Source organism: Paenibacillus guangzhouensis, from assembly GCF_009363075.1.
Lineage (GTDB): Bacteria > Bacillota > Bacilli > Paenibacillales > Paenibacillaceae > Paenibacillus_K > Paenibacillus_K guangzhouensis.
This window is the reverse complement of the sequence record NZ_CP045293.1, coordinates 819,864-833,080: the sequence shown is the minus strand read 5'-3', so window position 1 is coordinate 833,080 and position 13,217 is coordinate 819,864. Positions and strand designations below refer to the sequence as shown.

Annotated in this window: 10 protein-coding genes and 3 tRNA genes; 1 reads left to right on the top strand and 12 read right to left on the bottom strand. The window is 48.6% G+C overall.

Annotated features, from left to right (window positions below; genetic code table 11):
• Nucleotides 1-116 precede the first annotated feature (116 nt).
• Nucleotides 117-401: a phosphatidylinositol kinase gene (locus GCU39_RS03485; protein ID WP_193726751.1), complete on the top strand. Its 285-nt coding sequence runs from the start codon at nt 117-119 to the stop codon at nt 399-401.
• Between the two features lie 58 nt (nt 402-459).
• On the opposite strand, the gene GCU39_RS03480 is transcribed toward GCU39_RS03485, so the two are convergent.
• The 12 genes from GCU39_RS03480 to carB all read right to left on the bottom strand — a co-directional run bounded on the left by GCU39_RS03480 (nt 460) and on the right by carB (nt 13,217).
• Nucleotides 460-532: transfer RNA gene (locus tag GCU39_RS03480), tRNA-Val, on the bottom strand.
• A gap of 109 nt (nt 533-641) precedes the next feature.
• Nucleotides 642-718, bottom strand: a tRNA-Ile gene (locus GCU39_RS03475).
• A gap of 27 nt (nt 719-745) precedes the next feature.
• A tRNA-Met gene (locus tag GCU39_RS03470) sits at nt 746-822 on the bottom strand.
• An 87-nt stretch (nt 823-909) separates the two neighbouring features.
• Complete coding sequence (locus tag GCU39_RS31335; RefSeq protein WP_193726750.1) at nt 910-1,074, bottom strand: hypothetical protein; 165 nt, start codon at nt 1,072-1,074, stop codon at nt 910-912.
• A 109-nt stretch (nt 1,075-1,183) separates the two neighbouring features.
• Complete coding sequence (locus GCU39_RS03465; protein ID WP_152392232.1) at nt 1,184-2,683, bottom strand: ABC transporter substrate-binding protein; 1,500 nt, start codon at nt 2,681-2,683, stop codon at nt 1,184-1,186.
• Nucleotides 2,684-2,688: 5 nt separating this feature from the next.
• Nucleotides 2,689-3,570: an ABC transporter ATP-binding protein gene (locus tag GCU39_RS03460; protein ID WP_152392231.1), complete on the bottom strand. Its 882-nt coding sequence runs from the start codon at nt 3,568-3,570 to the stop codon at nt 2,689-2,691.
• 3 nt (nt 3,571-3,573) lie between these two features.
• Nucleotides 3,574-6,417 carry an ABC transporter permease gene (locus tag GCU39_RS03455; protein WP_152392230.1) on the bottom strand — a complete coding sequence of 948 codons (2,844 nt, stop codon included), beginning with the start codon at nt 6,415-6,417 and terminating at the stop codon, nt 3,574-3,576.
• Entirely contained in the window at nt 6,417-7,499 is a 1,083-nt protein-coding gene (locus GCU39_RS03450) for an efflux RND transporter periplasmic adaptor subunit (RefSeq protein ID WP_193726749.1), read from the bottom strand. The genes GCU39_RS03455 and GCU39_RS03450 overlap by 1 nt, the downstream gene beginning before the upstream one ends.
• Nucleotides 7,465-8,262 (bottom strand): ABC transporter ATP-binding protein, encoded by a 798-nt coding sequence (locus GCU39_RS03445; RefSeq protein ID WP_152392229.1) that lies wholly within the window; start codon nt 8,260-8,262, stop codon nt 7,465-7,467. Before GCU39_RS03445 ends, GCU39_RS03450 begins: the two co-directional genes overlap by 35 nt.
• A 293-nt stretch (nt 8,263-8,555) precedes the next feature.
• The gene (gene pyrE / locus GCU39_RS03440; RefSeq protein WP_152392228.1) at nt 8,556-9,197 is read right to left on the bottom strand and encodes an orotate phosphoribosyltransferase; all 642 of its coding nucleotides are present in this window, start codon (nt 9,195-9,197) and stop codon (nt 8,556-8,558) included.
• Nucleotides 9,198-9,199: 2 nt separating this feature from the next.
• The gene (gene pyrF, locus GCU39_RS03435; RefSeq protein ID WP_152392227.1) at nt 9,200-9,928 is read right to left on the bottom strand and encodes an orotidine-5'-phosphate decarboxylase; all 729 of its coding nucleotides are present in this window, start codon (nt 9,926-9,928) and stop codon (nt 9,200-9,202) included.
• A 67-nt stretch (nt 9,929-9,995) separates the two neighbouring features.
• A complete protein-coding gene (gene carB, locus GCU39_RS03430) occupies nt 9,996-13,217 on the bottom strand; it encodes a carbamoyl-phosphate synthase large subunit (protein ID WP_152392226.1) in 3,222 nt (1,073 codons plus the stop codon).

The following is a 13,217-nucleotide window of genomic DNA, read 5'->3' as shown; positions in this document are numbered from 1 at the left end:
CTACGGTATCGGTATCGTAGACTCCTTATTTTCGTTAATGGCGTTAGGCAAATGACGTGAGCAATACAGGTTATCGTCCATAGACTGTTGTGTAATAATACTTAAGGAGGTTACCTGTGAATACGAATTATCAACAAATCTGCTGGAGCTGCATGAATAAATATGTAGGTATAACCACGACGGATGGTCACTCGTATGATGGGTTTATCACTCATGTGGACGATGAGTATGTCACCCTCGCGATACCAACCAATGAGATGATGAGCGGGATGCCGGCAAATGCTCGGACCTATAGACAATTCGGTTTTTTCCCTGGGTTTTTCCCACGACGTCGCTTCTTTCAACGCCGAATTCCATTTTTCTTATTTAGCGATTTGTTCCTGCTTCCGTTCTTCATCTGACATCTGATAAGCGTTAAAAAAAGCAAAAAACCCTTACAATGTAAGGGTTTTTCTCGTATGATCTGTAGTGGGCTCGAACCACTGACCCCTACCCTGTCAAGATAGTGCTCTCCCAGCTGAGCTAACAGATCATGTAGTGAAGACAAATATTATCTTACCAAAACTCGATCGAGATGTCAATCTATAATTTCTTATATCTATCAATCTCTTAAAATCTAATTCATCGCAAATATGTATACATGGTGGGCCCTGAGGGACTCGAACCCCCGACCAATCGGTTATGAGCCGACCGCTCTAACCAACTGAGCTAAGGGCCCTTAATCAATGAACTTATGATAAGGAATTGGTTGCGGGGGCAGGATTTGAACCTGCGGCCTTCGGGTTATGAGCCCGACGAGCTACCGAGCTGCTCCACCCCGCGTCATTCAATCAATAGCGACAAAAATAAATATACACTATACACAGCAGTAAAGTCAAGAAAAATTTAACGTTCTTAACCTTTTTTCTCTTAGGTGATAAACCGCACACCATAACGACCCGTACGCGATCGAAAAATCTCTATTTCCTGCGGCTCAGAATAACCATAAATCCATGCATCATGCTCAATGCGTTTCATCACGCAGCTTGCTTGAAATTTCGTATTATACAGCCTGCCCCAGTATATCCATCTCATTCTTATTCAGCTCCTGCCATCACAATGTACGACCTTCATGCCATATAGAATACCCCATTTCAAGAAAAAAAAGCCTTAAACTTCTTACGAAGTTCAAGGCTTCTCTTCATTATCCTGCTGGCACAACTTCCGTCGTGCTGCCGTTCATAACTTCCCCACCGCCGCCAATAGGCTTACCTGGGTTCTTCTTCATCTCGACAAGCAGCTTGTCGCCCTCTTTCTGCCACTCTTTTAATCCGTCTGCAGAAGATTTCTTGCCATCCAGTACCTGTTGGAAGAGCTCTCTACCCTTCTCTTGTACTTGATAAATGTTAGGGTATTTGTTGTATAGATCCATCTCTTGATTATTCGGTGCTGCAGGCTTAAGCGTATAGAATGCTGCAATGTTATAGTTTAAACCGTCTTTCGGTTGAATATATTTCTTACGGGAGACAATCTCATAGCTGCTGCGGGATTTCAACTTCGCCCATTCTTCACTGTTCAAGAATTTGATGAAGTCCCAAGCATCTTTATCGTTCTGAGCTTTGGCATTGATCCCCATCAAGTTGTTCAGATAGATGTTGCCGCCAATACCAGGCGCTTCTGGATGCGTAGGAAGGGTAACAACGTCCCAATCCAATTTCTCAAAGTTTTTAATTTTGGATGCATTTTTGTTCGCATCAAGAATATCGTTCACATAGCTGTAGTCCGCAATCGTCATTGCTGTTTTGCCGGACAAGAAGCTATCGCTTTGCAGCGGGTTGTAACGTCCATTGGATGAGTCATCCTGCAAATCTTTTTGCGTTGGAATCACTTTCTCGGATACAAGCTTTGCGAATGTGCTCCAAGCCTTCTCCCATGCCGGTGTATCTACGGTCATCTTGTCGCCCTTGTCGTCGAACATGCGCAGCTGAAGCGCAGACAGGTAGGTACCAGTCATATCATAGAACGGATCTCCCGACCAACGGTTCAACTGTAGCCCGAACTTTCTGCTGGCGCCATCACCGGATTTCAGGCGGCGCGCAAGCGTGAAGACATCTTCCCAAGTCATGCCGTCTTTCGGCGGTTCGATATTGTTCTGCGTAAAGAATTTCTTGTTATAGAATAAGGCCGATGAACCGAACGTTGGCGCTAGGCCATAAATATTGTTGTCGCCCAAATCTTTAATACCATCGATTACTGTCGGAACAATATCCGTTGTATCAAATTTATCTTGTTGAATCATTGGATCCATCTGTTTCAACATGTTCTCGCGAACCAACTTCTTGTATACCGTCGTATCCATAATCATGACATCCGGAGCATTCGGACCGGAGAGCAGCTTCTTCGTCTCTTCGAAAGGATCTGGTTGCTTCTGATCCGGCTTCGGCTCTTCGTAACGATAGTTGCTATTGTCGATCGCAGATACGAACTCAATTTTCACGTTCGGATGCGTGTACTCATAGATATCTGTATATTGCTGGCGCAGGTAAGAGTCATCGCCTCCGTAGCTGTAGATCGTACCAATCCGCAATACTTTCTCTTGTCCCGCTTCTTTTTCCTCGCTATTGCCGCAAGCAGCAAGAACCGGAGCGAACAATGATAACGTTAACGTTACCATTAACAGTTTCTTACTCCACTTTGTCTTCATCCTCGTTATCCCTCCAATGATTTGGGTGATCGAATAATGATCTGTTCCCCATCGAACTCCATTGATGCTTTATCTTTAATTTGCAGAGCTTGTAGGTACTCTTTGGGCACCTGCAAACGTCCAACCCGGTCTACGACCACGTACGCTTCATGAACCTGCTGCAGCGCACCATGGCCTAATAACGCTTCTTCCCCTTGGTCCAAGTTCGGGTTACGCTTGATGAACTCCGTACTGGTCAGACCATCTCGGATAGCGACCACGCGATCCACCTTCTCCGCGAGCGATAGATCATGGGTAACGATAACGATCGTAACACCCAGCTCTTGATTCAGCCTGCGGAAAATGGCCATGATGCTGTCCGAGGTCTGCGTATCGACGGAACCCGTCGGCTCGTCGGCTAGCAGCAACCTAGGTCGGTTCGCGAGCGAAATGGCAATGGCCACACGCTGCTGTTCCCCCCCGGAGAGCTGATGCAGCTTGTTATACATCCGCTCTTTCAGACCGACCCATTCCAGCAATTGCTTGGCATAGGCACGGTCTACCTTACCGCTGAGCATCATCGGCATCTCGACATTCTCGATCGCGGTCAGATAAGGGAGCAGGTTCCGGGCATTATTCTGCCAGATGAACCCGACCGTATTGCGTTTATACTGAACGAGCTGCTCATCTGTAATCTTAAGCAAATCCCACTCGCCGACGCGCACTTGGCCCGCCGAAGGGCGATCCAGCCCACCGAGAATATTGAGCATCGTCGATTTCCCGCTGCCGCTGTTCCCGATGATCGCCATCATCTCGCCTTCCTTCACGGATATATTCAAGCCTTGGAGCGCAACGACTTCCAGATCGTCCGTTTTAAAAATTTTGACAAGTCCTTCGCAATGAATCATCGATTAACGCTCCTCTCCCATTTTGACGGCTTGATGCACGCGCAATCGACGGATATGCATGAACAAGAGCGCAGCCCCTGTCAGCATCATGACGCCTACAACAATATACAACTGCGTCGTATCTTTATTTTCGAATACAATACGGAACGGTGGCACCTGCATATTGACATTTTCCGTCGTCTGAAGGAACGGCAAGAACAGAATACTCGATAACTTACCGATCAATACCCCGAGCACAATGGACAATCCGGCTGTGAAAATCTGCTCTAAGAGCAGCATACCTGTCAGTTGCTTCCTGGATAGTCCCATCGCCCGCAATACGCCGAACTGAACGACACGTCCCGATAGATTGAAGAACCAATACAATAAATATCCGATTAATGAAATAATGACAGATACAAGGAAGCCGAGACTTAAGATGCCGAACACGCCGCCGCGCTGCGGATGCTTATTCTGCTTGACCAGCTCTGTGCGAACATCATCAATAGTCGCAAGCTCGATGTTATTCTTCGCCAGCTCGTCGATGAGCGGAGCTACAAGAGCTTTCGGCTCCATTTTCAACCATACTTTGTATGGAATGAGCGGAACTTGATCATAGATATAGTCCAGATTCGTTATGAAAAACGGTGTCTGCTTCGGATACTGGGTCGGCCAATACGGCAGAACGCCTACAACCACGAATTCGATCGGTTGATTCTGAAGCGAGATGTTCACGATATCGCCAGGTTTGATCTGGTACTTGCTTGCCACATTCGATGGAATAATGACCGCGTTCTCATACGAGCCCAGCAAGTTCAAATAATTAAACGGATGAACAGGGAACAAGTCGTTCCGGAACCATGCGACTTTGGAGAAGTCCACGTTATCTATACCAAGGATGTTACCATTGCCGATGGATGTCCCCGACACACTAACGCTTCCCTTGGTCTCGAGCACGCGTGTTGCCGCCTCGACCCCTTTCAAATGCTTAAATACTTCAAACGGTGGCTCGTTGTAAATAATTTTACTTGGCTTCTGGCCTTGACCTTGCCCAGGCTGACCGCCTTTGCCTCCGCCATTCTTCTGATCATCCGGATTCACTTCCGCATAACCTTCCCACACTGCTTGCATAATGACGTCTGCACCATATTTGTACAAGGTACGTTCTGTCGAGTTCGTATCGATCGTCCGGGCTGCGGATGCATTATAGACCCCGAGTCCGAGCGTTAGAATTAGCAAGATCATGAGCGGATAATACGATGTCGCTGAGCGTGATAGCTGCGTAATCGTCAGATACAATGGTACCGGAAGCACTTTTTTCGCAACCCATGTCACGAACCGTAATATCCATGGGAATAACCGCAGGAAGAACAAACCGAACGCAAATATCGATAACGCCGGTACGAAGAACAAAAACGGATTGACTTGCAATTGATCCGTCGTCATCCCAGTCTGGAACGTTAACAGCTGTCTTTGGTTAAACATGTAGTAGCCGTAGCCTGCTAGCCCCAGCAAGACGATATCCAGGAACCAACGCTGCCAGAACGGCTTCTGATCTGAACGCGCCAGCTTCTGCTTATAGCTAACGATCGAGGCCCGTGCGAACACAACCGCTGGGATAACACTAGCGATAATCGCAATCAACACGGCAACTGCGCCGTATAGGATCGCCTGCGAGTTCAATCCCACTGGAATCGATTGACGATCGACGAAGGTCAAGAATCCATTCGCAGAACCGATGCTCTTCGCCATGAACCATCCGACGAAAGGTCCGATGATCAAGGCGATAATCCCGAGGAATATCCCTTCAATGAGATACATCATCGTAATCTGTCGCGTGCCGGCACCCCGGCTTCGCAGCACCGCGATATCGCTGCGCTGCTTATCCAGTGCCTGCCTTGCATTCATCGCAATGAAATAGAAGACCATCGCGATCATTGGCGCCGCGAGCGTGAAGAGCAAGGTCTGAAGCTGCAGGCTCTGCACCTTAAACTCATCCAGCACATCAGCGAAGGACATTTCCATCTTCGTATCCTTCAGATGCTGGTAGAGCTCGATTTTGAGACGGTCAAGCGTATTGCCAAGCGGCGTAAGCTGACTCGTCTTCACTTCCCGAAGATCAAACGCATAATACCAGCTCGCTTGATTTAACGGGACTTTAGATTCTTTGAGTATATAGTCATTAAATACCTTGTCGCTGATAAAGAACGTATTCATGAGGCTTTCTTGCCCTTGGTACCAATATGCATCCGTATCATCCTTGGGCTTCACGGTACCGACAATCTTCACCTTCAATACGAGATCCAGACCGCTGTATATGGGATATTCGAAAACATCGCCTACGTGTAGGTCGTTCCGATACATCGCCTCATCGAGGATAACCGCCTCGACGATATCACCGTCATGAGCATCGGAGTACATCTTGCCTAGCGCAATCTCCGTCTTATCCGACAGCCCTGTCAGCGCGCCGAGCGACATCGTACGAGCCCGGCTCGTATCGACATTGGTCCCTTCGGCAGGCGATATTTCCGTTGCCCGAATGCCTTTGTTGCTGACATAAACGTGATGCGGGAATCCAATCTCGATCGGAATCTGCTCACGAATAAAATCATCAACGGACTTCAACGAGTTGATGTCTGTCTTCGTACCGCCTGGTGCCTGATATCTTAATAATAGCGATCCGGCAGGCAGACCGTCGCTTTTCTCTTGGAGTGACTTCGCTACAACGCGCTTGAGCGAACCGTCCGCATACATCGGAATACTCACCGTGAACGATACGGCAACAATAAGGCCTAACAGCGTGCTTAACGTCATCCAACGGGTGTTCCACATTTTGCGGAACAAGAATCGAAGCAGTGGAATACCCATTAGCGACCCACTACTTTCTGTCCTGGGGTAAGGCCTTTCACGATTTCCACATCCGTTGTTGACTGTTGTCCGACTTCAACGTCGACTTCCCGCTTCCCATTCTCATCCACGACTTGAACATACGTCCGGGAACCGATGGAACGCAGTGCCGATTGCGGAATGATTACCACATTATCACGACGCAGCGTAATAACAGCGATGCTTAGCGGTGTTCCACGTGTTAAGCCCTTCGGCAAATTATCTAGCTGTACGAGTAAGAAGTCTTCCAGCTTCTCCGGCTTCTGACCGCCGCCAGATCCACCATTGCCTGAGTCATCCTTCGCTTGCGGCAGCTGTTTTACTTTCCCTTTCAACGTCTTGCCAACTGTGTTAATGTCCACGTTAACTTCCATGCCCACCGCAATTTGCTTCAAGTCATCCTTGGTAACGGAAGCAGCTACAGCAAGGCGGGACGTATCAGCTACGATCGCGATCGGGTCATATGCCTTAACTAATGCGCCCTTCTCGGCGTTAAGCGAGACAATCGTGCCGCTGAATGGAGCGACCAACGTCCCTTTTGCGATTTCGTTCTCAAGGTCCGTAATCGCTTGACGGCTCTCTTCGAATACGATCGAAGCTTGTTCGAATTCTACCGGATCCATTTGATCCTTCTGACGAAGCGTTTCTTTCATATTGATCTCGTCTTTGCGGAACGCGAGTTTCTTCTTGCGAAGATCCTTCTGCATATCCTCCATATCGAGCACGACGAGCACCTGACCTTGGGTCACTTTGTCTCCGTTCTTCACGAGTACGTTCTTGATGCGCTTGCCATCAGCTGTGAAGAACATCGTCTCTTCTTGCTGAGACATTAATCTACCGCTTGCTGTTACCTTGGTTTCAATCGTCCCCTTGGTTACTTCATACTCCGGTTTTTGGGAGATCTTCGGCGGTGTAATGGTCGGCAATACTTCCTCTGCATCTTCCTTCGGAAGTAATGAACAGCCTGCCGTCATCATCATAGCTCCACAAAGGGATACTAGTAGAATCTGGCGTAGCCTCCTCCCTGATTTAGATGAATTTCCCGTCAACCATTTCATAGACATGGTCCGCAACCTCCAAAATTGTAGGATCGTGTGTCGTCATACATATTGACACTTGTTCTGTTCGAATAATGTTTTTAAAAACGGCCATAATCTGTGCTCCCATCTGGGAGTCTAGCTCCGCCGTTGGCTCATCTGCGAGTAAGAGACGCGGACGGTGTGCAATCGCCTTCGCAATCGCAACACGCTGCTGTTCTCCCCCCGATAGCTCAAATGGGCGGTGATGCATACGTTTGGACAGCCCAACAAGATCGAGACAATGCTCGACGCGGCTCTTCCATTCATTCTTCGGCACATTTGCCATACGAAGCGACAGTTCAACATTCTCCCAAGCAGATAGCAATGGCATGAGTGCAAACGCCTGAAAGATAAAGCCGATATCCATTCGACGCGCTAGTGTACGTTTGTCGTCATCCCACTTGTGGAATGGGTTCCCGCGGAAAAAAACCTCGCCAGACGAAGGCTGATCCAGCCCGCCTAGGATGTTGAGCAGCGTAGTTTTCCCCGAACCTGATCTTCCTCTGAGCATGACAAGCTGTCCTGGCTGGACTTCCATTTGGATGCCCTTCAGGACGTGCAGCTGCTGATTCCCGACGGGAAAAAAGCGTTCCACTTGATTCACGACGAGGATCGGCTCCGTATCTAGCAATCTAGCAGGCGGTTCCTCAGATCGTTCTACTACTTCTTCTACTTGTTCTATGTAATCTGTTGCATCGTCTGTTGTCGTGTCCGGTGTGTCTACAGATCGTTTTCGGAACCAAGCCATAATATTGCCCGCTCCCCCTTTGACTATTATTGACCCAAGGATGGATTACTCCTGAATTATAAACGATATGACCTAGCAAAAAGTTACAAAAGCCTTAACTTATTTTCATAATTATAGACAAAAGTTTAATGTTTTTGGCAAAAAGTAGAAAACGCAAAAAACACACCATACTTGTCCTCTATACTGCGTCAGACAAGCATTCTGCGTAAATGGACATTGTTCTTGCCGTAACAAAAAGAGCCAAACAACTATACACAGTATAGTCATTTGGCCCTTTCATTGAGACAATTGCATTATTTCCCGAACGAAGTCGGATCTTCGCGCCATGCTTTTAATGTTGCTAGATCTTCCGCTTGCACATAACCAAGCTCCACTGCCACATCCATTAGAGCAGTATAGTTGGATAACGTCTGAAGAGGAATGCCTGCTTCTTCAAAAGCGGTCGTCGCTTTATCCAGCTGATAGCTGAAAATCGCAAGGACGCCAAGTGGTGTTGCGCCAGCCTCTTTCACGGCAACGGCTGCTTTGAGCGAGCTTCCGCCAGTCGAGATCAAGTCTTCGATAACAACAACCTTCTGTCCCGGTTTGATAACGCCTTCGATCAAGTTCTCTTTGCCATGACCTTTCGCTTTGTCGCGAATGTAAGCCATCGGCAGGTTCAGCTTCTGTGCAACCCATGCAGCATGCGGAATCCCGGCTGTAGCCGTTCCAGCAATCACTTCAGCATCAGGGTACTGCGCACGAATGATTGCAGCGAATCCATCTGCGATCGTCTCACGGATTTCTGGGAACGACATCGTCAAGCGATTGTCGCAGTAGATCGGCGATTTGATACCGGAAGTCCATGTGAACGGCTGATTCGGCCGCAAAGCCACCGCCTCAATCGTAAGTAGATGCTTCGCAATTTGTGCAGGGATTTGTTCCAATGTAATCACGTTCAAATCAGCTCCTCAATAATGTTCTCAATCGCTTCTCTCGGGTTCGCAGCAGTTGTAATCGGACGACCGATCACAACAAAGTCCGTACCTTGTTCAAAAGCTTGCTTTGGCGTCATCACACGTGTCTGATCGCCTAGCGCGCTGCCCGCAGGACGAATACCCGGGGTAATCGTCTTGAATTCGCTGCCGCAAGCCTCCTTAATCATTTCCACTTCTAGCGGTGAAGCTACGACTCCGTCAAGCCCCGCTTGCTTCGTGAATTTCGCATAGCTTACAACGGAATCCGCAACCGATCCGGCGATACCGATCTCCTGATTCAGCATGTCCTGACTGGTACTTGTGAGTTGTGTGACAGCGATAACGATAGGCTTGTCCAGCGCAGGATTCTCTTCTATCGCCTCGTTCACACCTTGCATTGCCGCCGCCATCATCTCGACGCCGCCTGCTGCGTGGACATTGATCATGTCCACGCCAAGCTTCGTAATGCTGTTCGCACCGCTCTTCACTGTATTCGGAATATCGTGCAATTTTAAATCTAGGAATACTTTGTAGCCTAGTTCTTTCAGCTCGCGTACGAATGCAGGACCTTCAGCATAATAGAGCTGCATGCCCACCTTCATATAACAAGGAATCCCCTGTAATTGTTGTAATAGCTCACGCGCCGCTTGCGCATTCGGGTAATCAAGCGCGACCATAATGCGACCTGCTACTTCATCTCGGTGACTCATCGTTTACGGCTCTCCTCCTTGTTGGTATGTTGATCATTCATCTTCGAACTGCCGATCAAGGCCGATCTTATTGCCCGTGGAATGCCGGCATGTTGCGAGTCGAGAAGTTGATCGACTCTAGCATCTCTAACAATGCGCTTACCGTATCTAGCGATGTCATACATACCACGCCGTTCTCAACCGCTTCGCGGCGAATCCGGAATCCATCACGCTCAGGTGTCTTCCCTTTGGTCAATGTATTCACCACAAAGTGCGCCTGTCCATTGCGAATCATATCTAGAATGTTCGGCGTGCCTTCGCTTAACTTGTTCACGTTCGTTACGATCATTCCCGCATTTTCAAGCGCCGTTGCCGTTCCGCCTGTTGCGATGATTTTGTAACCCATATTGTAGAAGCCGCGTAGAATTTCTGTCGCTTCTTCTTTGTCTTTGTCCGCCACGGTTGCGATGATCGCGCCTGTAGGCGGAATCTTCATACCTGAACCCACAAGACCTTTGTACAATGCTTTTGCATAGTTCACATCGCGACCCATAACTTCCCCAGTCGACTTCATCTCCGGTCCAAGCGTCGGCTCGACACGGCGCAGCTTCGCGAAGGAGAACACCGGTACTTTCACCGATACATATTCATCCTCTGGCCATAATCCATCAACATAACCAAGATCCGCAAGCTTCGTACCAAGAATCGCCTTCGTAGCGAGGTTTGCCATCGGGATGCTTGTTACTTTACTTAGGAATGGTACTGTACGGGATGAGCGTGGATTCACTTCGATCACATACACTTGATCTTTGAAGATGACGAACTGGATGTTGACCAATCCGATCGTTTTCAGTTCTTTAGCAATCTTGATTGTAATATCAATCACTTGTTGTTTCAAGTGTGGCGCTAAATGTTGTGGAGGGTATACAGCGATCGAGTCACCCGAGTGAACCCCTGCGCGTTCGATATGCTCCATGATTCCTGGGATCAATACCGTCTCGCCATCGCAGATCGCGTCAACTTCCACTTCTTTACCTAACATGTAACGGTCGATCAAGACCGGATGATCCGGGTTGATCTTCACGGCTTGCTCCATGTAGTTGAGCAACTCGTCATCGGAGTATACGATCTCCATCGCACGGCCGCCAAGGACGTAGGATGGACGTACAAGCACAGGATAGCCAAGGCCTTGTGCCGTGCCTACTGCTTCATCTACCGATGTCACTGTGCTGCCTTGCGGCTGCGCAATATTCAAGCGGGATAGCAGCGCTTCGAACTTCTTCCGGTCTTCCGCCTCATCAATACTCTCTAAGCTTGTTCCAAGGATGCGAACACCTGCTTTGGATAGTGGCGCTGCCAAGTTAATCGCTGTCTGACCGCCGAATTGCACGATAACGCCAACCGGTTTCTCTTGTTCAATGACGTTCATGACATCTTCGAAGAACAGTGGCTCGAAGTAGAGTCGATCCGATGTATTGAAGTCCGTCGATACCGTCTCAGGGTTGTTATTGATGATAACCGCCTCGTAACCTGCGCTTTGGATCGCCCATACCGCATGGACTGTCGAGTAGTCGAATTCAATCCCTTGACCGATCCGGATTGGACCCGATCCAAGGACAACGATCTTCTCTTTTGGCGTCTCGATCACTTCGTTCTCTGTCTCATATGTTGAGTAGTAGTATGGCGTCGTAGCTTCGAACTCTGCTGCGCACGTATCTACCATCTTGTAGACTGGCTTCAAGTTGTGCGATAGACGGAAGCTGCGTACATCCGCTTCTTGTGTCATCGACAGCTCTGGGTTCGCACTCCGTCTGATCTCTGCGATCGAACGGTCGGTGAATCCTTTGCGCTTCGCTTCATATAAAGTCTCATAGCTGAGATTTGTCTCTTGCGCGATCAACGCCTCGAACTTCACGATGCCTTCGATTTTATCAAGGAACCACCAATCGATTTTCGTTAAATCTTGAATTTGCTGCAGTGTATAACCTCTGCGGAACGCCTCTGCCACCAAGAACATGCGCTCATCGTCCGGCTTCTCCAGACGCAGGTTCAATGTTGCTTCATCCAGTGACTCCGCGTCCTTCAGATAGATGCGGTTCACACCAATTTCAAGCGAGCGAACAGCTTTGTGAATGGATTCCTCGAATGTCCGGCCAATGGCCATGACTTCGCCTGTTGCTTTCATTTGCGTACCGAGCTTACGGTTCGCGGAGATAAATTTATCAAACGGCCAGCGTGGAATTTTCGTTACGATATAGTCCAGGGTTGGCTCGAAGCATGCATACGTTTGGCCCGTAACCGGGTTAACGATCTCATCTAATGTATATCCGACGGCGATTTTTGCTGCCATCTTTGCGATTGGATAACCTGTTGCCTTGGAAGCTAGTGCCGATGAACGGCTGACACGCGGATTCACTTCGATGACATAGTATTGGAAGCTATGCGGGTCAAGCGCGAACTGCACGTTACATCCACCTTCGATATTGAGTGCGCGGATGATCTTAAGCGATGCGGAACGCAGCATTTGATATTCACGGTCAGATAGGGTTTGGCTTGGCGCTACGACGATACTATCACCCGTGTGTACGCCAACCGGGTCGAAGTTCTCCATGTTACATACGACGATACAGTTGTCGTTCGCATCGCGCATAACCTCGTATTCGACTTCTTTCATCCCTGCAATACTTTTCTCAATCAGACATTGGTTGATTGGGCTGTAGCGGATACCGGAAGCAACCGTCTCGAGCAATTCTTCCTCATTCGCGCAGATCCCGCCGCCTGTACCACCGAGTGTGTATGCCGGACGAACGATAATCGGATAGCCAATTTCATTCGCAAAGTCTACTGCTTCTTGTACGGTTGTAACGATCGTACTTTCCGGTACGGGCTGCTCTAGTTCACGCATTAAGTCGCGGAACAAGTCACGATCTTCTGCTTTTTCGATCGCAGTCAGCTGTGTGCCGAGCAATTTCACGTTCTCGCGCTCAAGTACGCCTGCTTTGGCAAGTTCAACCGCCATGTTCAGACCTGTCTGGCCGCCGAGTGTTGGCAGCAAGCCGTCTGGACGCTCTTGACGAATGATTTGCGTTACAAAATCAAGTGTAATTGGCTCGATGTATACTTTATCCGCCATATTTGTATCTGTCATGATCGTCGCTGGGTTGCTGTTGATCAGAACAACTTCGAGACCTTCTTCTTTGAGCGCTTGGCAAGCTTGCGTACCAGCATAGTCGAACTCTGCTGCTTGCCCGATCACGATCGGACCGGAACCAATGACGAGAATCTTCTTCAGTTCAGTATTTTTAGGCAT

What these genes read in the sequence shown, in the direction of transcription:
- GCU39_RS03465 (WP_152392232.1), bottom strand. Translation starts at nt 2,683, where the DNA reads ATGAAGACAAAGTGGAGTAAGAAACTGTTAATGGTAACGTTAACGTTA.
- GCU39_RS31335 (WP_193726750.1), bottom strand. Translation starts at nt 1,074, where the DNA reads ATGAGATGGATATACTGGGGCAGGCTGTATAATACGAAATTTCAAGCA.
- carB (WP_152392226.1), bottom strand. Translation starts at nt 13,217, where the DNA reads ATGCCTAAAAATACTGAACTGAAGAAGATTCTCGTCATTGGTTCCGGT.
- GCU39_RS03455 (WP_152392230.1), bottom strand. Translation starts at nt 6,417, where the DNA reads ATGGGTATTCCACTGCTTCGATTCTTGTTCCGCAAAATGTGGAACACC.
- pyrF (WP_152392227.1), bottom strand. Translation starts at nt 9,928, where the DNA reads ATGAGTCACCGAGATGAAGTAGCAGGTCGCATTATGGTCGCGCTTGAT.
- GCU39_RS03460 (WP_152392231.1), bottom strand. Translation starts at nt 3,570, where the DNA reads ATGATTCATTGCGAAGGACTTGTCAAAATTTTTAAAACGGACGATCTG.
- GCU39_RS03450 (WP_193726749.1), bottom strand. Translation starts at nt 7,499, where the DNA reads ATGTCTATGAAATGGTTGACGGGAAATTCATCTAAATCAGGGAGGAGG.
- GCU39_RS03445 (WP_152392229.1), bottom strand. Translation starts at nt 8,262, where the DNA reads ATGGCTTGGTTCCGAAAACGATCTGTAGACACACCGGACACGACAACA.